The sequence below is a fragment of the Clostridium sp. AM34-9AC genome, from assembly GCF_003480225.1.
GTDB lineage: Bacteria > Bacillota > Clostridia > Lachnospirales > Lachnospiraceae > Acetatifactor > Acetatifactor acetigignens.
This window is the reverse complement of sequence record NZ_QUIU01000019.1, coordinates 24,528-48,071: the sequence shown is the minus strand read 5'-3', so window position 1 is coordinate 48,071 and position 23,544 is coordinate 24,528. Positions and strand designations below refer to the sequence as shown.

At 39.7% G+C, this 23,544-nt stretch carries 17 protein-coding genes; all 17 read right to left on the bottom strand.

The genetic code is table 11. The features are described from left to right. Nucleotides 1-25 precede the first annotated feature (25 nt). Entirely contained in the window at nucleotides 26-700 is a 675-nt protein-coding gene (locus tag DW835_RS11850) for a methyltransferase domain-containing protein (RefSeq protein ID WP_118731195.1), read from the bottom strand. Next, complete coding sequence (locus DW835_RS11845; protein WP_118731226.1) at nucleotides 678-1,838, bottom strand: glycosyltransferase family 2 protein; 1,161 nt, start codon at nucleotides 1,836-1,838, stop codon at nucleotides 678-680. The genes DW835_RS11850 and DW835_RS11845 overlap by 23 nt, the downstream gene beginning before the upstream one ends. 18 nt (nucleotides 1,839-1,856) lie before the next feature. Then, the gene (locus DW835_RS11840) at nucleotides 1,857-3,638 is read right to left on the bottom strand and encodes a hypothetical protein (RefSeq protein WP_147353721.1); all 1,782 of its coding nucleotides are present in this window, start codon (nucleotides 3,636-3,638) and stop codon (nucleotides 1,857-1,859) included. A 49-nt stretch (nucleotides 3,639-3,687) separates the two neighbouring features. Then, nucleotides 3,688-4,974, bottom strand: a complete 1,287-nt coding sequence (locus tag DW835_RS11835; RefSeq protein WP_118731193.1) for a hypothetical protein — start codon at nucleotides 4,972-4,974, stop codon at nucleotides 3,688-3,690. A 20-nt stretch (nucleotides 4,975-4,994) separates the two neighbouring features. Continuing rightward, nucleotides 4,995-6,185 (bottom strand): hypothetical protein, encoded by a 1,191-nt coding sequence (locus DW835_RS11830; RefSeq protein WP_118731192.1) that lies wholly within the window; start codon nucleotides 6,183-6,185, stop codon nucleotides 4,995-4,997. Nucleotides 6,186-6,369: 184 nt separating this feature from the next. Beyond that, on the bottom strand, nucleotides 6,370-7,692 hold the full coding sequence (locus DW835_RS11825; protein ID WP_118731191.1) for a nucleotide sugar dehydrogenase: 1,323 nt from the start codon (nucleotides 7,690-7,692) through the stop codon (nucleotides 6,370-6,372). Nucleotides 7,693-7,704: 12 nt separating this feature from the next. Beyond that, nucleotides 7,705-8,967 (bottom strand): DUF1972 domain-containing protein, encoded by a 1,263-nt coding sequence (locus tag DW835_RS11820; protein ID WP_118731190.1) that lies wholly within the window; start codon nucleotides 8,965-8,967, stop codon nucleotides 7,705-7,707. A 46-nt stretch (nucleotides 8,968-9,013) separates the two neighbouring features. After that, on the bottom strand, nucleotides 9,014-10,435 hold the full coding sequence (locus DW835_RS11815) for a sugar transferase (protein WP_118731189.1): 1,422 nt from the start codon (nucleotides 10,433-10,435) through the stop codon (nucleotides 9,014-9,016). Beyond that, nucleotides 10,428-11,528, bottom strand: coding sequence for a hypothetical protein (locus tag DW835_RS11810; RefSeq protein WP_118731188.1), 1,101 nt, complete (start codon nucleotides 11,526-11,528; stop codon nucleotides 10,428-10,430). Before DW835_RS11810 ends, DW835_RS11815 begins: the two co-directional genes overlap by 8 nt. A 353-nt stretch (nucleotides 11,529-11,881) precedes the next feature. Further along, nucleotides 11,882-12,652, bottom strand: coding sequence for a hypothetical protein (locus DW835_RS11800; protein ID WP_118731187.1), 771 nt, complete (start codon nucleotides 12,650-12,652; stop codon nucleotides 11,882-11,884). 12 nt (nucleotides 12,653-12,664) lie between these two features. Beyond that, on the bottom strand, nucleotides 12,665-13,924 hold the full coding sequence (locus DW835_RS11795) for an AAA family ATPase (protein WP_118731186.1): 1,260 nt from the start codon (nucleotides 13,922-13,924) through the stop codon (nucleotides 12,665-12,667). A 71-nt stretch (nucleotides 13,925-13,995) separates the two neighbouring features. Next, on the bottom strand, nucleotides 13,996-17,409 hold the full coding sequence (locus DW835_RS11790; RefSeq protein ID WP_118731185.1) for an SIR2 family protein: 3,414 nt from the start codon (nucleotides 17,407-17,409) through the stop codon (nucleotides 13,996-13,998). 21 nt (nucleotides 17,410-17,430) lie between these two features. After that, the gene (locus DW835_RS11785; RefSeq protein ID WP_118731184.1) at nucleotides 17,431-18,948 is read right to left on the bottom strand and encodes a hypothetical protein; all 1,518 of its coding nucleotides are present in this window, start codon (nucleotides 18,946-18,948) and stop codon (nucleotides 17,431-17,433) included. Further along, on the bottom strand, nucleotides 18,945-20,054 hold the full coding sequence (locus DW835_RS11780; RefSeq protein ID WP_118731183.1) for a glycosyltransferase family 4 protein: 1,110 nt from the start codon (nucleotides 20,052-20,054) through the stop codon (nucleotides 18,945-18,947). The genes DW835_RS11785 and DW835_RS11780 overlap by 4 nt, the downstream gene beginning before the upstream one ends. After that, complete coding sequence (locus tag DW835_RS11775) at nucleotides 20,051-21,247, bottom strand: glycosyltransferase (protein WP_118731182.1); 1,197 nt, start codon at nucleotides 21,245-21,247, stop codon at nucleotides 20,051-20,053. The genes DW835_RS11780 and DW835_RS11775 overlap by 4 nt, the downstream gene beginning before the upstream one ends. Before the next feature lie 47 nt (nucleotides 21,248-21,294). Continuing rightward, the gene (locus tag DW835_RS18450) at nucleotides 21,295-22,887 is read right to left on the bottom strand and encodes a glycosyltransferase (RefSeq protein ID WP_243037157.1); all 1,593 of its coding nucleotides are present in this window, start codon (nucleotides 22,885-22,887) and stop codon (nucleotides 21,295-21,297) included. Further along, a complete protein-coding gene (locus DW835_RS11765) occupies nucleotides 22,884-23,537 on the bottom strand; it encodes a sugar transferase (protein ID WP_118731181.1) in 654 nt (217 codons plus the stop codon). The genes DW835_RS18450 and DW835_RS11765 overlap by 4 nt, the downstream gene beginning before the upstream one ends. Between the last annotated feature and the right edge of the window lie 7 nt (nucleotides 23,538-23,544).

Sequence of the window (23,544 nt, the reverse complement as noted above, 5' to 3'; positions counted from 1 at the left end):
TTATTACAAATACTCCTTTTTGAAATTATTTTTTCTGGATAATCATATTAGATTTCATTCCCATCGTTCTAATAAACTTTACTTCTACATTGCTCGTTAAATTCATTTCAGATATATCTCTCTTGCATAGTAAATTCAGATTATCCGTATTAGCCCAAAATTCACCCTTTAATTTTCGGACTATTTTTTGAAACACCTCCCAGGGCAACCAATGTAAAAAAGGAATAAAAGTATGCATCTCTAAAGGGAAATATCTATAAGGGGTAGTCAAAAAAACTTTATCAGCTACTCTTAAACATTCATTTATAAAAAACTCTTGATTTTCCCTACTTCCAACATGCTCTAATACAGCAGAACAAAAGCAAACATCAAATTCCTTGTCAGTGAATGGTAATGGCTTTTTAGGTTCATTAAATACAAATTTTTTCAATCCCATCTTTTCAACCAGTTCCGAGCAATCTTCAATAGAGCAGACCGTCAATTGCTTTTTATATGGATACAATTTATCAAAAAGATTAGAGTCTTTCAACTTTGTATCTGGAGTAGCTCCAACATCTAAAACTTCATTCTGTTCTAAGGGCTTAATAGTTTTCATAAAATAATTGAACATTTTCGTTCGTGCTTTCATAGAAAAAAAGGTTTTTAAAGAAAGCAGTTTATTATCATATGCAAAATAATCAATTGCCTTTGCCATCATCATTTCTCCATTCAATTCTTAATATGCCCATAAAAAAGCTGGCAAAAATCGTCACTATTCCTAATTCAATTAATGTTGCCGATGGAATAACAAATCTCATTAAAATTTCGGGGCTTACTTCTCCATAATTATTATTTTTCCAAAATATAAGTGCGATAATGGCGATTACTATACCTGTAATAACCCCCCCAACACCAACTAAAATCCCTTTATTCTCACCGAAATTAACAAATTTGTCTATTGTTTTATCATGCGGAATAAAATGACTTTTTTCTGCATACAGTTTTGTAAATATATAAAAATAAATAATGGTTACCCCGACAACAATCGCCATAGAGCAATATAATAATGTATGTATGCTGAAAATAATTGATCCTATTTTAAACTGACCAACCAACAATATAATAGCACCTATAATCCCTAGTGCAGAAATAACAACCCCAGGATATAGGAAAAGCCATCTAGGACTATACATAAACAAAAACTTTAAATGCCGCCATCCATCTCTAAAGCTTCTCAAATGAGGTGGACGAGATCTGCCATCTTTCTTTAGAGTTGTTGCGACCTCACATATTTTATATTTAGCTAATTCTGCCATAACAACCATTTCGCTTGCATATTCCATTCCCGTTGTATGTAATCCCAGCGCAAGTATTTTTTCCTTATTGTATCCCCTCAGTCCACAATGAAAGTCCTTTATATTACTCTTAAAAAATAATCTTCCAATAAAAGATAATATTGGATTTCCAATATATCTATGAGACCAAGGCATTGCTCCTTTCTCTATTCCCCCTTTAAAACGGTTGCCCATAACTAAGTCGTAACCTTCCCTAAGTTTTTGTACAAAAGGCATCAAATTCAGGAAATCATAACTATCGTCAGCATCGCCCATAATTACATATTTTCCATATGCTGCTTTGGTACCAACAATTAAAGCACTGCCATATCCCTTCTCGCTGGCATGAACCACTCTTGCTCCTAATCTCTCAGCTATTTGTATTGATCCATCTGTACTGCCATTATCAGATATTAAAATTTCACCATCTATGTTGTTTTCACTTAAAAACTTTTTTGCCTTTATTATACATGTTTCTAATGTTTCTGCCTCATTAAGACAAGGCATCAAAATTGTTAATTCCATCACCTTTTTAACGATTTACTAAACCAAATCGTTATTCTCCCCTCTTTGTTCTTTTAAGTTCATTTCTTCATTACCAGTAATTGCAAAGTAATACATTGATAAAAAGGTTCCAATGCAGGCACACGGCCAATAATACCTATAATCCGGCCAACCTGACGACACTACCAACGTCAAATAATTTAAAATCATCGGTAAAAATGGAAGAATATATTTCCATTTTATTTTTTTTCCCATTAATATCGATATTTCTATTAATGATATTGTTAAATAAAGACTAGTCCTCCAATATACCAAAAAAACAAGTGAATTTCCTGTTATTTTTTCATGCATATCTGATAAAATTATGGTTAATATATTTATCTTCCTCTGTGGATAATGGAAATCATAAATTCCTTTTTCGTCTAACCGTTCTCCTGTATAGCAAGATAGCATATCAACTTGTCCATATGTTTTATCCACACTCCAGCCAATACTAGTTCTTGTTAACATCCCCTTCAATAATAATTGAGGTTCTCTTACAAATGTTTTTATGTATATCTTGCAAAAGTCTATTACTGAATATTCTTTTAATGCATTCGAATTGTAATTAGTGTTATATGCATTAAAAACATATTCCTCCGGTTTTTGTCCAGTTATCTCATATACCATACTTTCTGCATCTTCTGATAAACTTCCACCATTATAATAAACATAGCATATATCATTTGCCATTGCAAAATACTTCAATTGTGGCTGTGGCTCTATATCCAGCCACGAGTACACGGGTCCCTTTATTATTAGCAAACACACAAAAACAAACATAGACAAGCTTCTAACATATTTCTCTTTTCTAAGTCCAACCAGTAAGATGAGAAGCATCACTGTAACAACATAGATACCGCTTTGTCTCATAAATGCAGTCAAAAGTGCGCTAATTATAAATTTGACGTGCCAAGACAGCGTTTGTATTTTACTTCTATCAAGTAATGCACCAGCAAACAATATTGACAGCCAAAATAGAGCAGGAACATAAATTGCATCTTTCCATACAGTTATAATTTGGATTATATTACAATAATTAAAGACCATGAAGCAATAATATAGGCCAATCCCCTTATTATCGATTACATGTGCCAACACCATAATTGATTCTACTATAACATAGGCCCATAAAAAAATCTGTACTATTGCGAGAAATGTAATGGAATCCACAATTTTTATTAAATATGATAACAAAATCAAATAAAAAGGCGGAATCCAGTCAATCAAACGACCTGTACCTATTTTATGAATTGTATCCCATATAACCACATCATCCCCTGCGGTAATACATGGATTATAAGCAAACAAATATATCAATCCAGGAATTACTGCAATAATCCACAATATAAACAAATATATTTTTTTTAATGCAGTTCTATTTTTATACAAACAAATTCTTTTAGGTATTTTTATCAAAAGACTTATTATTTGAAAAATTATGGGAATCATCCAAATACATGATAATACGTAAAACACATACGCAGGCAATTTCCAATTCCAAAATTCTTTATCAAACAAATAAAAACCACCTATTTCCGTAAACACAATATAGCATACTAGAACTGCCAAAAGAACTCTATACTTTATTTTGCCGTATACATTGCTCACTATATGGAAGTTTTCCTCAATTCCCTGTGCAGAATAATACGTCAAAAGGGTAATTACAATTCTCTCACTCATTCCTACTTGCTTGTTCAATATTCCTAACATCCACCAGCAAAATATGCTTGCAATGGTAGAGAATATTCTTGGCTTTTTTATTTTATTCCATACGTTCATACATACATTTTGTATTTTTACCATTGCTTCCCATTCAACTTTCCTTAAATCATTTTTTTAATTTCATTGTTAAAAAATTCCGTATGTTTATACATTTATCAATCCCCAAAATTGAAACAATCTTGCAAAAGGCTCTATGTTTCAATGGCCTTTGTTGAAAATTATAATAATTTTTTTTATTTTCGCTTTCTTCAATAAACTTCATATGATTTTTAAATTCCTTCATATAATCATTTTGAAGTAATTCATCTTGCAGGCATATTTTATCTCGTATTTCTTCCTTACTTTCTTCAATACAAATGTGCTGCAAATAATCAGAAAGCCTTTCATAGCCACATTTACCGTCTGCAAATACTGCATTTGCAGCATCAACTCCCATAATGCCTATAGGAGCTGCGTTCATTGTATCAATGGTTATAGTTACTTTTTTTTGCGCCGCAGTCAAGCATGCGCTTCCCGATGTTCCAATGAAATAGTCTACCTTATCTATTAATACTTGTGGTATTGGAGATAAATATCCCAAAAAATAGACCTTTAGATTTTTTATTTCAGAAAAAATTTCTTTTATTTTTAGCTCGATTGTTTTGTCATCGCAATCTCCAACAATAAATAATGCAATGTTTTTCTGTAAATTATTTTGGGCAAACAAAGCAATTTCTTTCATCATTGGCATAATGTAGTCCTTATTTAATCGAGATATAGACCCTAAATTAATGTCTGCCTCTTCAGCACTTTCTATGATGTCATTATTTATATCGCAGATTGAATTTCCACATGAGAATTTTAAATAGTAGTTTTTTCCTTCCGCTATTTCTCTATGTGATTTAAATATTTTTTGCATTGACATATTATTAATTCCTGCCAATTCTCGTCTTTCATATTTAAAGTCAAGGAAATCATAGTACCACTCTTCGAATTCTACAAAATCTTCATCTAAATCAAAAAAGACATGCTTTGCCTGCATATATTGCGCAAGCATCTCTCCCCATAAAGCGAATGGTTGCTTATGTGATTCTATAACAATCTCATTATATTGGGATATATCCCCTGCTATCTCTCTTATAATTTGTTTTTGGCGTTTTACAGAGGTATAAAACGGAATATGGTTTAACTCTCTATAATAGTTATCCTCATACATTTTCATATCATCTAAATATAGTTTGCCAGATCTTCCAGTGTATACGTCAACAACCCATCCGTTTTTCTTAAGAAAATCCGTTTTGTTTCTTGTATATAGTTGTCCGCCCCCCATATCAAAAAATGTGCCTATTATAATATATCTTTTCACGAAATCCTCTTTTCTGATATATAACCTTTTTGTTTCTGTCTGCCGCATAACACTTATTTTATGGAATACTACTGTTGCTTTGTTATCCTATCCATTACTGGCTTAATCCTTTTTTCCCAACTAATACCATCCTCATTGTATTGTTCAAAATTTCCACCGCAATTATGAATATATGTACTCCACGTTTCTTTACTATTTGAAATTTCTATATACTTTTTAAATTCATCCACTCCCAATATAGCCGTAGTTATTATTGGTTTATTTTGGGTTAGATATTGATACAGTTTTAAAGGATCTCCACCATTTTCATTTTTTCCTACCGAATGTGGAATCATCAGTATATCAAACTCCTTCAGCATCGTATATACATATGCAGAAGGTACTCCTTCCAAATGTAAAACATTATTTTGCGTTTCAAATAATTCAACAAGGTCTTTATTCATTTGTCCCTTCAAATACGGTCCCACAAAAACAAACAAATCTTCTGGGCATAGTTTACTTACTTCTCCTATAAGATCCTCGTCTAATCTTTTCCCTATTTTTCCTATATATCCAACTATTTTTCTATATTTCTGTTTTGCTGCTCTAACTGCCCTCAATTGCGGCAATTCTTTCAATTCTGTAGCATTGCTGTTAAAAAAAACTCCATTTTTTACAAGCAGAATATCGTTAGAAGAATATTTTTGCATATATTCACAAGTTTGTTGAGAGTTGGCACTTACAACGTCTGAAATGTGAAATATTTTTTTATATCCCTCTAATGCAGATAACTGTTCTTCTCTTTTTAATGAAGGATGAATAGCAAAATTATCCATTACGTCAAAGTAAACCTTGCATCCCAATGATTTCAATTCACAAACAAGTTTCACTGCGAACGGATTATTAGAATAGACAAGACACTCGTCTCCAGTATTTATTACTCTTTTAATATTATTTAATATTGAAACATAACCGTTTATCCACCATTCTCTTTTTGAAACTATCTGCTCCAATGAAAAGAATTTCAGATTTTGAAGTGTTATTGCATGGTCAACTATTTGCTTAACATTATATTCTATAGTCCCTTTAGGATAATTGGATTCATCTATAGTATATCTCTTTTTATCAAGTATTGTTCTTGGTTTTTTTATATTAACAACATTTTTATATCCTGCATTGTACAGCATATAAAGAATTGCAAATTCTCGCGTCAATATTCCATCCGAATAAAAATTATCCGTATCCTGATATGGAATAAAAATCAATATCTTTCTGCTCATTGTTTCCTATGTGGTAATCAAGACTTTAATTATCACATATTCCCTTTCTTTTAATATCTATTTTACATAAATATTGTCATCGTCAGGCTTGATCAATACTATATGTTGTCAAACCTGACGATGATATTTTTCATATGTTTATATGCAAATAGTTTTTGTACTAATACTACTTTTCAATATTAGTTTACAGTCTCCAATAGCTAAAACCTGAATTTTTCAATTCTTCAATTTTATAAATCCCCTTAACATCCAGCAATACTTTTTTGCTATTTTGTACATCCTTAAACATATGGTTTAGTTCTTCAATTCTAATATTTCGGAACTCATTATGTCCAACCGCTATTATAATACAGTCTGCCTCTGTCACCTGATCTAATTTGACAAGTTGTACATTATATTCTTTTGAAGCCTCATCCTCATTTGCCCATGGATCAACAACGATAGGAGTTATTTCATATTGAGACAATCTTTTTATGATATCACTTACTTTGCTATTTCTGATATCTGGACAATTTTCCTTAAATGTCAATCCCAAAATTACAACTTTAGATTGCTTAGGAGTCTGACCCGCTACTATCATTTGTTTTATAGCAGCATCTGCTATATATGCCCCCATAGCATCATTTACAATTCTTCCATTTAAAATGATTTGACTATGATATCCCAGTTTCTCCGCTTCATATGTAAAGTAATACGGATCCACACCAATGCAGTGTCCCCCTACTAACCCTGGTCTGAAACCTAATGCATTCCATTTCGTGTTCATTCCATCTACAACTTCGTTGGTATCGATGTCCATTCTGTCAAAAACCATTGCCAGTTCATTCATAAACGCTATGTTTATATCTCTCTGACTATTTTCAACAACCTTTATAGCCTCTGCCGTTCTCAAATTAGAGACTGGATATGTTCCAACCTCTATAACTATATCATAAACATTCTTAATTACCTCTAAAGATTCTTTATCACACCCTGATACTATTTTTCTTATATTTTCTAATCTATGAATTTTATCACCTGGATTTATTCTCTCAGGAGAATATCCTATTTTGAAGTCTACCCCACATCTAAGTCCAGATTCTTCTTCCAAGATTGGAAGGCATACGTTCTCTGTACATCCCGGATATACCGTTGATTCATACACCACAATACTTCCTTTTGTCATATTTTTTCCAACAATCTTCGACGCACTAATAACCGGCGTAAGATCCGGTGTGTGATCCGTATTTACCGGAGTTGGAACTGCTACAATAATAAATTTTGCTTCGCTAATCTTCCTTTCATCCGAAGTAAATTCTACCTGTGTTTCCTTTATTTTGTCATTTCCTACTTCTAAAGTTGGATCTATGCCGTTTTTATAGAGTTCAATTTTTCTTTTATTTAAATCAAAACCTATTACCTTAACACCCTTTGACGCAAATGCCACAGCTATTGGCATGCCTACATATCCCAATCCAATTAATGCAACCTTTTCATCACCATTTACGATTTTATTATATAAATCCATTTTTTATCTCCTTTATTGTTTTGTGTCCACATCTACATTAACAAAAATCCGTTCATATTTTTGGCATATATACGGCCAGCTATACTCCTCTTTAATTCTTTTTTGAGCTTTTTCTCCCATTTCTTGAAGTTGTTCACTCTGAAATTTATCTACAGTGTCTATAAGTTCTGCCAAATCTCCCAGCCCTTTATTCCAATAGAGTGCTGCATCTTCAGCAACCTCTCTGTTAAATCCGACATCATACAATAGATTTAGTTTTGTAGATCCCAAAGCTTCAAGCAGTGACGGGTTAGTCCCCCCCACTTCATGGCCATGGAGATACCCATACGCATTCTCTCGTATCTTTTTCAGAAGTTCCGCATCATATACGGTTCCTACAAATTTAATTCTTTTATCACTTTTGTAGTTATACTTCTGTTGTAGCTGTTCCGCAAATTTAGGATTATCTGTTGCGATAATTACAAAATCTCTTTTCGTATTGCTCTTCATAAATTCACGAATCATTATTTCGTAATTATTTTCCTCTACAAAACGACTAATGCATACGTAATATGGTTGTACTATGTCGTTCTTCTTTAACCAGTCAACATACTTGGAATCGTCATCAGTCAATTTAGAAGGAGAAACGTCTGCTCCATATGCTATAAACGTGGTATTCGGCTTATATAATGAATATTCATCTCTTATATAAGTTTCAATATTTTTGCTATCACATACAACAAGATCCGCATTTTTGACAGCATATTTTTCTGAGATTTTCCAATATTTTCTAATTATATAATTCCACTTTCTTCGCCAATCTTCATGACCATCAGGGTTTTGATAAACAAGTCCTCCCTTATTGTGTATTCTTTTAACAAATCTTTTTTCAAACGGTCCCACTCTTGAAGCAAGAATATATACAATCGGTTCATGTACATCATTTTCTTCAATATGTTTACACACCCACTTAAGTGCACTAAGATCATAATATATCGCCTGTGCGGCTCCAATTTTTTCGGGCACCTTGATCAAAAAACATTGAGCATTACAATATTCAAATTCATTTTTTCCGGTTTTATGAGCTTCTGAAAGTTCCTCGACTTTCATGTGGCCTTGACCATTTGCCTTGCATGCCACATGATATCTTATTAATTTATTATTTTTGTGTTGCTGAAGAAGATTTCTTACAAAAGACTCATAGCCTCCATACATTCCAATTGACTTTGATCCAACAATATATACATCCCGTATTTTGCCCTCTTTTACATCCTGCACATTGTTTTCTTTTTCCATTTTTTATTCTGTGCTCTCCTTTATTCCTTTGTAGTAGATGTCCAAGTTATTTTGATCCCTTTCCAAATAACACTACCCAAATCGTCTGTATTAGTATTTTCATGTCCTGTTTTAATGACCATTCATCTATGTATTTCAAATCTAGTTTTACGACATCATCAAAATCTTTAATATCACTTCTTCCACTGACCTGCCACATCCCTGTAAGTCCAGGAGTAATACTTAATCTTCTACGATAGTAAATATTATATTGTTCAAATTCATCCACTGTCGGCGGTCGGGTTCCTACCAGACTCATGTCTCCTTTTAATACATTAAAAAACTGTGGCAGCTCATCAATACTGGTCTTACGAATAAATTGTCCTACCTTCGTAATTCTGGGATCATTATCCATTTTGAACATCAATCCCTTGACTTCATTCTGAGCCATTAGTTCTTTTTTTCGTTCTTCTGCATCAATGTACATAGAGCGAAACTTGTACATTTTAAAACGTCTTCCATTTTTCCCAATTCGCACCTGTGAGAAAAAGACCGGTCCTTTAGATTCCAGCTTAATAGCCAACGCAACAAAAGGAGTAAACACTAACGTAATTAATACGCCTACGCTTCCTCCTACAATATCCATCAGCCTCTTAATCATCATTCGGCGATAATCCATTTCTGTCATAACATAGGTCATCACAGGCATTCCCGCAAACTTCCCTACACTATTGCATGGAATTTCAAACCCGAACTGCTCCACACAATTATGACATACAATTCCCATCGCAAGAAAGGACTGAACCAAAAGTTCCAGTTCCTGATTATTCATATGGGGGCAGTATAAAAGTACAACATCTACAGCACTCTGCCTTGCCACATCAATGACATCTTCTTCCTTCGCCACAACTTGAACGCCATGAATATTTTCTCCTACACGATCTTCATCTACCAATGCTATAGCACTGATTTCATAACTCCATGCCGCATCTGTCTCAATCTGCTTCATGACATGTTCTGCATCTTTTCCCGAAGTAACTATCATTACTTTGTCACTACTGCGACTCTTACTATAGTAACGACGCATATAGCTCTTAAAGGCGATTCGAACTATATAAGTTACTACAGTATTAATCACAACAAAATAGCCTAATAATAGTCTGGAAAATTCCAATTCTAAGCGAAAAGCATAAATATATGCGCCTGTTGCCAGAAAAAGAATCACATTATAGCGTACTACCCTTAGCAATTCATAATAATACCCTCTCTGGAAAAAGTGCTTATATTCATTTGTAAAGAAATTGTTTAGCATACAAATCAATAGAAATGGCAAATAAATCTGAGCAATTTCGCGATTTCCTAACGGAGATTCCACCCCATAAAATCGTATCATGTATGCCAATCCATACGATACCGTAATGCAGACTACATCTAGTAGAAACAAACCATAGCTTTCTATAATCTGATATTTTTTATTGTAATTATTCATGTAATGCTTTTCTCCCTTTAAAAAGAAGTTGAGCAAAATAAATTAATGGCAAATTCCACAATACGCTAAGTGGTAATAGTTCCATATATCCATATATAGCCATAGTGCCTAATGCAATGGTTACATAATATTGCCCTTTGAAGTTACAATACCACATCCCTGCCACATATGCAACCAAGCATAAAACTAACAAAATCCATCCATAGTTAAATAAAGTATGAAAGTACATACTGTCAAAAGGTCGTCCTGGTATATGTCCTAACAGCAATGTCCACACTTCACTATATACTTCATTTATAAATCTAACTCTTCCTGTAAGTATCTTATTGATCCAGGCTGAAAAATCAGAGTTTCTTTGTGCTAACGGCGGTATTATCAATGTAATGCTCATCAGAACTACTGGTATAAAGGTGATTAATCTTAAATACATTTTCTCCCATGAAAAATGTTTCATCACCCAATACCCTATTATCATAAAGCATAAAACAAACCACACCACCAATCCCGTTCTACAGATCATAAATTTATATGCAACTATTAAGATCATAGTTTCAATCACATAAATATACCACTTGAGTCGTTCTTGATATACAATAACAGTTAATAGTAATATTACAAAAATATTAGCAAACGCCATATTTGCACTGTAGTAGCCATAACAGTATATTTCTAACAAATCTCCATTTTTAGGTAATATTACTAATTCATTTTCAATCACTCCGGTCGCTACCAGCGTAAGTGTCCCCACCGTCAGCACCGCCTTTTCCCACAGTGCATATTTCATCACCTTATCCAGGTTCACATTCTTTGCTCCAAAGATTGCCATAACCGTAAGGATCAGTGTTTTTTCGCCGTTTCGGAGAAAGTTCACACCGAAAAGCAGCGTCAATACGGCCATAATTGCAATCTCCTGCCATGTAAAATCCGTTACCGCCATTTTTAATAGCAGAAACAGCATTGCCGCAGCAAATACATATAAATAGATTCTGTCATCCGAATTAATCCCCATAGAATTCATTCCTGTCATAGGGAGCAGGAACAGCATATAGAATACTTCCTGATAGTTTGCCAACTTTTTTCGTAATTCCAACATATTATTTTCCCTTCATAAATTTGTTTTCCACCAATGTATCAATCATTATCTTTATATTTCAAAAAGCCACCTTAATCGGTAGCTTTTTGTAATTATATCATCATTCGACTTATTTATTACTCCCTTGGCATCTCTAGTCTAACCTTTTTACATTTGAAATATCGGATCAATAAATTCATAGGTATCAATCGGCAATCTTCCACCGCTTTTTCTCAATAGTTCATAACCGTCATATTCTTCTATGCCAATCTTATAATTTCTCTATTTATAACTAACCACTATTATAGCATTTTGTAATATAGATAACAAGATTCCCCTCTTATTTCTGCTAATCAACTTCTGTCTCTCAAAATCTAAAACATTTCCATTTTCACATCATGCTGTTTTAGCCATCTTACAAAATAGAATAGCATTACTCCTGCATAAGCCGGATATTGTTCACAGTTTTGCAGATTTTCGACTTTTCTTTTTACTGCACTGATTGCAGCACTTCTTGATTTCCCTTTCACAGCTTTCTCTATAATCTTTTTGCAGCTTTCATACACTGCTTTCCTTCCCTCAATCAGCCCAGATGAAGGTTTATTTAACCACAATACACTTTCCAATTCTTTTGTAATCTGTTCTACTACTTCTTTAGGAAACGCACCTTCTAAATCAAATCCTATTTCTCCATTGCTGACATAATATATTTTTCTCATCATTGCAGGATTACGAGGATCGATTTTAATGATTGTAGAAGCTTTACTCTCATCACAACAAGAATATACTTCCCCATTGCTCTGATCTTTCCCGGCGCATACCGCTAAAAAATTATTATAATCAAGTGCTTCGCTTTTGCTTAAACTTAATGGATACCAATGCTCTATTTTCGTTGAGGAATGAGAATTATCAATTTTCCGCATACAATACGCGCATAATCCATGTTGCTCCGCCAAAGTCAATCTTCTCAATTCGTCGGAGTTAAGTTTTCCAAACATTGTGCGCAGGCTTGACGTATATTTGCTCTTTTGTTTTTTATCTTTGGGCGGAATTTCAGGAAGTTTTTTCCATTCTTCGCTGCTCTTCTGTTGTGAAATTTCTTCAATAATACTATGAGAAGGAGTTCTCTTTTGTATATATATCATTTTATCACCCGTTTAAAAAATCGCTAAATCATAATCAGCCTGTGCTCCAATAACAAAGGGATTATCCTTTCCAAAAAGTTTGATCATTTCCTGCAATATATCATATGCCATTTCAAACTTTTCATCTGATAATGCTCTATCAAATGCTCTGATCTTTTCCGTTGCCTCTGGCAGCATATCAACACTATCCTGTCGAGTAGTAAGCACAGAGTTAATAGGATATGCATAAGCTGATTCTTTTCTAATAGCCTCCGTACAATTTACTAATTGAATTAAATTTGCATCTTTATTTGACGCAATAATGACCGGAGAGTGCGTTGCAACAATAAACTGAATTTGGGGGAAATTTTCCTCCAAAACATTTAAAATTTTCCATTGCCATTTGGGATGCAAATGCATATCAATTTCATCAATCAGCACAATTCCTTCCGCATTTACCGATGTATCAATTTCTGGATTTAGCAATGCGATTCTAAAAGTAATGTCCATTACCATCCACAGTAACGATTGATATCCTGCGCTCCAATAGCCTAACGGATAATCCTTTCCATTTTCTACATAAGTTACTGTTCCATGGGTCGCAGAGTATCTAATTTCCGGCACTTCTTCCAGATCGTTCATTTTTTGCATAATTCTGGATACCGTAGAATTAAAGAACTCATATTCCGGCATCTTTTTTTTCTGCAAAGCCTGCTCATATGCCATTTTTTTAACCCATTCAATAATACTGTTTTTATCAATCATGCTGTCCAAACATCCAACGTATCCACATCGTCTGTCATCCAGCATGTTTTTCTGAGTTTTTCCAAAGTCGGAACGTTTTGCAGCAACCACTCGAGAAATTCCCATATACATCAACACAGGAAGATTGCTTCCGTTTTTTTCCGTAAGTTCTTGTGCATACCCGCTTATCTGTCCACTTACTGTTCTCGTTCTCCCCTTACCACTTCGGTCAGTACGGGTACGGCTGCCAGAGTAAGTTTTTCCACCTAAATTCAAATCAAACAATATATTAGGGGAATAATATGTTTTCTGTTTTGACGCTCCGGCAATAATCTCAACTTCTTCCCGGAAATCGTCTTGCTGAATCCCCACAGAAAGAATTTTAGGAACCCCCAGCAAATAACTGCCAAGTGCAACAACCATTGCCTCTAATGCTGTCGTTTTTCCCATACCATTATCGCCAATCAAAATATTTATTCCTGGTTTCAAATCTAATTCTAATTCTTTGATTCCCCTAAAATTTTGTATTTTAACTGATTCAAAATGCATATGCAATATCCTCTTCTTTCCCAAAATCAATCAAAATGACTACTTTAGTATAACACAGGCAAATATTCTCATCAATATCCATAAATTCTCTGCAGTAGCGCCACCGTCTCCCGCATATCCGTTGTTTCTTCATATTCCGAATCGTCCGCGGTTTCGGCGATCCGCTTCATTTCCCGGAATAGTCTCTTCTGTTCGTTCCGAAGATCTCTGGACTGGGCATAGCGCAGGCTGGATACGAGAAGTCCGAAATATCCCTCCCGGAACTCTATGTCCTCCGGGTACAGCTCCATCCATTCTTTGGCGTGGCGGATCACGGTGTCCGGTGTCTTGCGGTAGTCCGCTGTCTGCATGTAATACGCCTGGCTCACGCTGACATACGCCATTCGAATTAATTTGGACTGCGGAAACGTCTTCAGATGCTGCTGTATCGTTTCATAGGTTTGTGCTTCCACTTTTTCACGTTTCGCCGCAATGTTGGCTATGCATAGGCTCTCGGCTTCTGCCGCTTCACAGATATTTTGCTTCCCACATATAGTATGTGTCAGATCCTCCAGGCGCTGCAATCCTGAAACATCCCCTTTTCTCGTCAGGTATTGAATGGCCTCTCTGGCTGTTTCCATGGACAGCCGGCACATTCTCTCCGGGTATTCCCACTGGGCGAGAAGTTCGCCGATCTTCTCCCATTCGGGCTGCAGATCTGCTTTCCTGTCTTCGTACAGCTTCAGGTGCTGTAGTCTAGCATAATTGTTGCAGCAGAATTCGCCGATTTCCAGGACTTCCTGCAGTTCTTTTGCTAATTCCGTGCATTTGTCCAGGAACAGGCTGTATTTCTCCACTTGTTCCGCGTTATGCAGTCCTACACCGTAGGCCTCCAGAATATCTATGGCTTCTTTTCGGAAGCTTATTTTCTCTGTGGTTTCCTGCAAATAGGTCACGAAGCGAGAGCTGCTTTCGAATAACCGCTCCATATCTCCTCGTTCCGTCAGCGTAATGGCGATTCTTCTCCATACTTCCAGTGCATACTTGTAGAAAAACGGTTCGCTCTGCAGCAGAACGTCTTCTACAGCTCGCAGGTCCTTCACTGCCCGCAGATCCGGCAGCAATCCCATATAATATTCAAAGTAATTCAGCACTTCCGCCGGCGGCGTGATTGCCAGTTTCTGTAGCTTCCGGTTATCCGGCCAGTCTTCCAGTGCCAGCGTAATAAAATGAGCCAGTCCCAACACAGAATTCGCTCTTGCCAGTCTGGCGAAGCGTTCGATATCTCTTTCATTGATTGCATACGATACGATATATTCTTTGATGATATCCGGGAAGACCGGTTCCACGATCCATGCATACGACGGTAATGCAGCAATTCTTTTGCATTCAGCCTCATGGAGTTCCTGTGCTCTTCTTTCTTGTTCCAGCGTTGCAGCGCCGGCATTGACCAGCATCCAGAGATACATTTCCTCTGGGTTGGCATCCAGTTTTGCGTAGGCTACCATATATGCGAACCGCTCATCCTCATCTAAGCTTCGGATGACCTCCGCCGCCTCTTCATTTCTGTTTTCTTCCAGTTTGGCCGGATCGTTCAGCATTTCCACGATGGAATCTTCCTCTTCGGTCTCCACCGGTTCATCCATCCGCGTATACAGATCCAGGAACAAATTTTCCGCCCCGGGACGTGCACTTTTCTCATCAAAATATTGGGTCAGTTTCCGGCAGTCTTCACTCAGATAGTCATCTCCATATCTGTCGGTAAGGTTAAATTCACCGATAGCACAGGCCACCGCCAGGACACGCAGGTAGGAATCCACCAGTTCTTCCTGCCCCAGTAGGACTCCCCAGCGCTTCTTTTCCTTGTTCAGATATTCTGACAAAAGTTCTTCCGTGGAATTCAGCTGGATATGCCCCTCTTTACTGATCCATACTTCGATATACACACTCAGATACAGCGGACGGTCACAATCTGCCGCCATGGATCCGTGATATGATTTCTGTATTTCTTCCGCCGTATTTTGTCTGTAATCACTGCAGTGCTCAATAAATTCTGTCTTTTCCAGCAGGGGAAGATAGCTTTCCAGATAGTTTTCCGTATAAATCAGTTCCTCCTGCTCTCCCAGTGCTGTCAGACACAGTGCCTGTTCTCTGTAGCTTCCGGCTTCAAATTCCAGTCTTGCATCGGGGACCATCTCCCGTTTCAGGCGGATCAGCCAGTCATCCTCTGTGGTTCGTTTCCGGCGCTCCAACAGGAGAATTCTAAGTTTAAAAGGCGTATTTTCGAAAGCCGTAAGATAAGCCGCAATGGTATCCGCACACGCTTGCTCCTGCCCCAGTACATAATCGAAGATCACAACGGTATCTGTAAAAGGCCGGAACTGCCACACTGCATCCGCTTTCTTTTTTGCAAAATAACCGAACCAGTGGGAGGGCATTTTCCGCAGCCATTCCAGCGCCAAGCGGCTTTTGCCCATACCGCCCTCCCCAAGAATCGTCCACCAGGAGAACTTCTTGTCCTCTTCCAGGAAATGATACAGTGCTGTCTGCTCGGTCTCTCTGCCAATAAATTTCAGGAATCCGTTGGTAAAATGCATTCTGCCGAAAGCCGATGTTGCCTTTCTGCTCTCCCGATAAGGATTCACAGAAATCAGCTCTTTTAATCCACTTCTTCGTTGCAGCCGCAGCAGTGCCAGCTCTTTCAGGAATTCCGGTAGATCCGTATATTCGTCCCCATAGGGAATGATTACCGCGTTGCCCGGCAGCAGTGGTGCCGTATCTCCCTTTTTCATCAGGTAAAAATAGGGGATGTCGAATGTTTCTAATTTTTCCGCCGCAAAAGACAGAAATCCCGCCAGATTCGGGTCTTCCACAGTTCCACCGCAGCCGACGATTATGATCGGATAGGTGCTGAGAAGATTCTGGATAAACTGCGCTCCGCTGTTATCCAGAATGCTCTGGTACTGGGAGCCGTCCGCGATGATGTCATCCACCCCGTTTTCCTTATCATATCTTCCATGCAGATGGATCACACGGTTCGGGCTTTTTCCCCGGATCACAGAGAGGATATCCGCCGGTGTCGTATAAGAGATCCCAGGGTTTCCTACCGATTCCTCGATCAGCATATCATAATTTGTCGTTGTGATCAGATCTCCCGCACGCCAGATCTTCTGTAATACCTCCATGAGAATCTGATTGACAGGATGTACCGATGCGATGGTCTGATCCATAAAATTTTGATAGTTTCCTGCCGCTTTTAATCCCGCCAGCAGATAGGTAGCCGCATCGATCAGTTCCGACGTTGTCCATCTGCCGATTTTTTGCTCCAGTTCGGTCTGTTCCGCAGCCGTCAGATACTCTTTCCCGGCCAGAAGCCACTTTGTCCAACTCAGCTGATGAGCTCCCAGAGACATGGATGCCCCTGCGCCGCATAAATATACGATTTTTTCGCTGTCTGTCACTGCGGATATCAGCTGTGGATACGCTGCAGCCGATATTACGGGCATCTCATGCACCTCCTTGTCTCATTATTTTCTCACTTTATTTTTCACCAGCATCCAGTAATATTTCATTTCCTCACTTCTGCCATACAGCAGGAAAAATACCGCGTGGAACAGGATCACGGCCACGGTTCCCGAAGCCAGCAGGTTCGGGATCGGGCTCCATCCGGCCATCGGGCGGATGCACAGTTCCGTCATTCCGAGGATTCCCAATAGTACCAGCAGATGTCGCAGTGTCTGTCCCACATATTGGCCATAGCCCATACCGAAGAGTGGTTTGCACACATATTTCGGGTAACTGTAGAGGTAGACTACCAGGCTGCTCAGGATCGTGCCGAGGAATACTCCTGCTGCCCCCATCAGCTTGGTGAGCACAATGGATACCGTCAGGTTCACAACAGCTTCCACCAGAGGGATCCTGCGGTCTTCATGGAAAATGCCTGCTGCCTCCTTAAAAGTATTCACCGAGGCCCGCATTCCCTCCATATAGAAATTCACCACCAGTACAAACAGCACGGTCTTATCAAACAGGAAGTCCCCTCCCAGCCACAGTGTTACCATCGGCTGCAGCACGGCGTACATTCCCACTGCCACGCAGCCGAAGCACCAGAAATTGATAAAGTCGATCTTCCGGTATACCTCCCGATTTCCCTCCCGGTTGCTGTCTAACAGGAAGTTGCCCACACTGTTGGTCAGGGTCTCGAAGATCCGATTCAACAGGGCTGTGATACCGCCGATGATCAGATGATAGTTTGTATAGAGGTTCATAACTCCCAGTCCCAGAACGCCGGTAATCACGATACTGTCGCTTCCGGTGACCAGCATTTTTCCCAGTTTATGGCACAGCAGACCTTTTACCTTGGTCACGATATCCGTCTTGACCTCTTCCGGGACCGGTGCCACCTCTTTTTCCCGGGTAAAGGGATATTTTTTGCTGATATACAGGGAGATCAGCAGGTTGGATACCACCTTCCCCATAGTCTTCACAATGAGAAACAGGATAAAATTGTGGAATGCCACCAGCACATAGACCTGCAGAGCATTCTGTACCAGATACGTAACAAAATAGATGGTATCCGGGATATAATTCATCATGTCCGCGTAGAGCAGTGATTTCTTATATGCCAGAAAATAAGAACACAGGCAGTCCACCAGGAACAGGGCATAGATCAGATAAATGCTGTCCGGGATCTCCACATCCCCGACCAGCATCGGCAGGAACAGTCCTACTACAACGCCGATCAGAAGCACTACGCCGGAGATCACTATGTAACATTTCTTGTAAAAATGCAGCAGTGTATTGATCTTCGCCGTATCCCGTTCTGCCACCGGCTGATACATATGGTAGATAATGGCAGTTCCGATCCCCAGATCCGCCAGCGACATCATGGAAATAATACTGCTGAACAATCCGTTGATGCCGTTATAATCCCCGCCCATGGTAGAGACCAGCGCTTTCTGCACGATAAAAGCCGTGATCAGGATGATGGCGTTGGTGCCTACGGATGCTATGACATTGATGATTGATTTCTGGGTTCTCTTCATGAACGATTTCCTTTTTGCGTAAGTATCCTGTTATGTTCTGCCGCCATATTTTCTATGGTGTAGCTCTGGATCCTGTCGATGGCACGGGCAGACATTTCTTCTCTGCGTTCCGAAGACTCTGTCAGCGCAAGCAGTGCCTTTTTCATCTGTTCCCGATCCTCGTTGACCACAATGTAGCCTTCCTCTCCGTTTCGGATCAGTTCCAGTGCGGCAATGCAACGGTCTGTGCTGATCACAGGGAGTCCTGCTGCCATGGCTTCGTTGATCACCAGTCCCCAGATATCCTCCCTGGTGAAGAGTGCAAAAATATCCATGGCCCGGAAGAATTTCATCAGCCGGTCTTTCGGCATGAAATCCAGGAAATGAACATTCTGCAGATGATTTTCCTCACAGATCGCCAGGTATTCCTGCGGAGGGGTTCCCCCGACGATATAGACTCCTGTATTTTCCGGCAGGTCCTTACAGCAATGTAACAACAGATCCATGCCTTTCCGGGGGATGAACTGTCCCACGGATATAACAGCACATTCCTCCGCAACTCCGAATTCCTCTTTCCACTGCTTTTTCTCTTCCGCGGTCAGTTTCTCTGTCAGGCAGTCGGCCTTTTTCACAGAAGTAAAAGGATATCGGATAATATTTTCCGGTTTTGCTCCATAAGTCATGCAATACCGGTCGAATTCCTTTGAGCTGCTGAGGCATTTTTCTGCCGCTCTGATAATATAACGTTTTAATGTTGCTTTCACACCGGAAGCCTGCCCTGCAAATCCCCCGTCTCCTTCATAATAGTACGGAATCTTCCTATGTTGCAAAGTATATGCCGCCAATAGTGCCGTAGGAGATGCCAATACTGTCAATACCACAATATCATACAACCCCTTCTGTAAATGTTTTACGATCTCCGGGCAAAACGCAGTATCTGCACTCATTCGCCGGCCTTTTAATATGATTCCCTCAAAGGTATCAAAACAATATTTTTTCCATTCTTCACTTCGTTCTGTTGAAGCATCCGTTTCAAACAGTGCTGTCAGTTCACAATATTTTCCCAGTTCGTTATAAAAGTCTACTTTATACGGAGACGGGATATTGGTTATATATAATACCTTCATCTTTTTTCCTCATAGACAGCCAGGACTTCCTGTCCAAATCTTTGCTTTGAAAAAAATGTTACTGCTTCTTCCATTTCCCCGCTAATACCTTTTTTTCTGCATTCACGAATAACCTTTTCAATCTCCGCTAAGTCCCCTGTCACTATGGTTCCGGCTCCTTTTTTCACAACTTCCGCGCATGCTGTATCGGCATATACAATCGGCCAGGTGCCGCATGCCATAGCTTCTGCCACCGTCAGGCCAAACGTTTCCTCTCTGCTTGGATTTACAAATACATCTGCCGCCGTATAAATCTGTGCCAGTTTTTCGGGGGTATCCGTCCTTGGCAGGCCTAAAACATTTGCTGGCAAAGAAGCGAGCTGCCCTTCGCTAAGTCCGACCAATACAATCTTATATTCCTCCCCCAGTCTGTCAGCCAATGCCAAAAATGTAGAAAGCCCCTTTCTCTCTACCCACACGTTGGCAACTCCCAGAACCACAAATTTATTCTCCAGATGATATTTTTTACGGAAATCGCTTGGTGTCGGCCGGTATATATCGAGATCAATTCCATTATAAATCACCCGAACCGGATAATCCTTCAGGAAGCTCTCTTTCACCCTTTCTGCCAGCCAGTAAGAGGGAACCAGCAATGTCATATCTTCTATTCCGGTAAACGCTTCCTTCTTCCTGAGATAATTCTGTCTGGAACGGTCTATTCCCATGCTGGCCGGATATTGACGGGTCAACGGACAATGATGACATTTTTCCTTCCATTTATTGCATCCTGCCTGTTGAAAGTGTACACAATGCCCTGTAAAAGGCCAACAGTCATGCAATGTCCATACCACTTTTATCTTTTTCTGTTTCAAATATCGAAACAGCAGTTCTATATTGATGTAATATCCATGCAGATTGTGTAAATGGACAACATCGGGATGATACTCCTCCACTTTTTTCAGGAATTCTATTGTTGCACGACGGGAAGCAAATCCCTGAGCGTCCCAAAGTCTTGTTGCCATCGCATGCATCCTGCAATCTTGCATTGATCCGATTTCTATCGTCTTCCTGCCCCCCGGATCATTATGAAATTTATGTTCTCCATAAGCAATCATACAGTCATGTCCACCGCTCACCGCAGTATCGTACAAATCTGTGACAATACGTCCGGTTCCGGTCACACCGCATACAGAATTAATCTGTAATATCTTCATTGTAAGCCCCGTTTCTCTGATTTCTGACGATTTAATTTACTGATTTATTATCCCAGAATCATTTTTGCCGCTTCAATAGCTACACATTCAATCAGATACCACCTGCTATACCCATTAATACGATAACAGTACAGGTATCTGTCCCGGATCCGCTTCTTCGCCGCTTTCAGATCCTTGTGATTGCTAGCACCGCCCATGTGGAAATTCGCCAGCACCTGATCCACGGTGACAATCTGTCTGCCCAGCTTCCGCATCTGGAGGAAAAATCCATAATCGTCATGAATTCCCAGCTGGCGGAAAGGATATTTCTTATAGCACTCCGCTTTTACGAAAGTCGTGGGGTGGTTCCAATCTCTGGAAGTCTGGAATTTCCGGGTTCTTGCCTTTTTCACAAAGGTACTTCCATCTGCTTTGTGCATCCGGATATTGGCATACATGAGGTCACATCCCGTCTTCCGGAATGTCTCTACCGCTGTCTGGACCGCCTCCGGCTCGTACCAGTCATCACTGTTGATAATGCCGATAATGTCTCCGGTAGCATTGCGGATTCCTTTATTCATGGCATCGTAGATCCCGCCGTCCGGTTCGCTGAGGACATGATAAGTGATTCCTCTGCTCTCCAGCGCCGTCCGATAGGATTCCGCAATCTCTACGGTCCGGTCCCTGCTGGCGCCGTCTATGATCCAGTATTCGATGTTTGTATAGGTCTGTGCCAGTACGGATTCTATCGTATGAGCCAGTGTCTGCTCACTGTTATAGGACACCGTGATAATACTGACCAGGGGTTCTTTTTTCTCTTTCTTACCGGCATTCCGGGCAATGGTTAATGTTCCGAAAGCCTTCCTTGCCAGTTTTCCCGGCTTTCCCGGAAGATAAAACGCCATTTTAACGAAGGGATTCATCCATCCGGCGTGAAATATGTGTCGTCCGGAGGCCTGTGCCAGTTCGAAGACCATATCCGGGGTACTGCGGTAAGCATCCTCCTGGGGCCAGAAGAGTCCGCCCTCTCCGGACTCCGCCAGTGTCCGCAGATACTCACACAAATGGTCGATCCGTAGCACACTGCGCTCATTGTGGTAAGTCGGAAACAAGGGCAGCTTCTGTGCCATTTTAACCAATGTCCTATAATTTCCCTTGCAGCCGGGGCCGTAGATCATGGGGAGGCGTAAAATTGCCAGCCTTGTCCCTGTGGACGCTTCCGCCGCAAACAATCCCTGCAGCTTCTGTTCCGCCTGCCATTTGCTGTCTCCATAAAAATTAGAAGGTGCCGGCTTCGTATCCGCCGTGATCCGGACCGGCTTCCAACTATTGCTGCTGTCTCCGTAGACAATGATACTGCTGAAGTAGATATACTGTGCAACCCCGTCTGCAATAGCTTTGCTGGCTGCTTCCACGGCCAGATCACAGTTGACAGCATAGTATTCCTTTTTCTGCTCCTCTGTGAGACTACTGATATCCGCATGAGCTTTTCCGGTGACATTCAGCACACTGTCGTACCCGGACCAGTCCCTGTTTTTCCAGTCGGTTCCCCTCAGACTGACAATATCTGTCTGATATTGTCCGGGATATTTTGTTGTAAGGTAATTATGAAAAGAAGTGCCAATATAGCTATTGGCACCCAGAATCAGTATTTTTTTCATTTTTTATCGGAATTCTCCTTATGCATTTTCATGCTCCCGGTGCCGCCTTCCACGACACCATCCTGCCTGAGTACGCTTACAAAGGTACCGAAAAAGCAGCGAAGGTCCATACCCAGACCATATTTTTTCACATACTCACCGTCCAGCTTTGCCTTGACGGGAATCTCCAGTTCATCTCTGCCGTTGATCTGTGCCCAACCGGTGAGCCCGGGAAGCACATCATTGGCTCCGTATTTATCCCGCTCTGCGATCAGATCATACTGGTTCCAGAGAGCCGGCCGCGGCCCCACGATGCTCATATCTCCCTTGAAGATATTGAAGATCTGCGGGAGCTCATCCAGACTGGTGCGACGCAGAAATTTTCCGGTTCTGGTAATATACTGCTCCGGGTTGCTCAGCATATGGGTCGGCATATCCTTCGGCGTGTCCGTCCGCATAGTCCGGAACTTATAGATCTGGAAATGACTCTTATGGATGCCTACCCGTTTCTGGGTAAACAGGATTGGTCCGGGAGAATCCAGTTTAATGGCAATGCACAGGAGCAGAAGGATTGGTGACAATACAAGAATACCAATGCCGCTTAACAGGACGTCAATGGTTCTCTTTATCGGTGTATAAGTACGGATCCGCTTCTGCGTTGCTGTCGTCATGTATCTT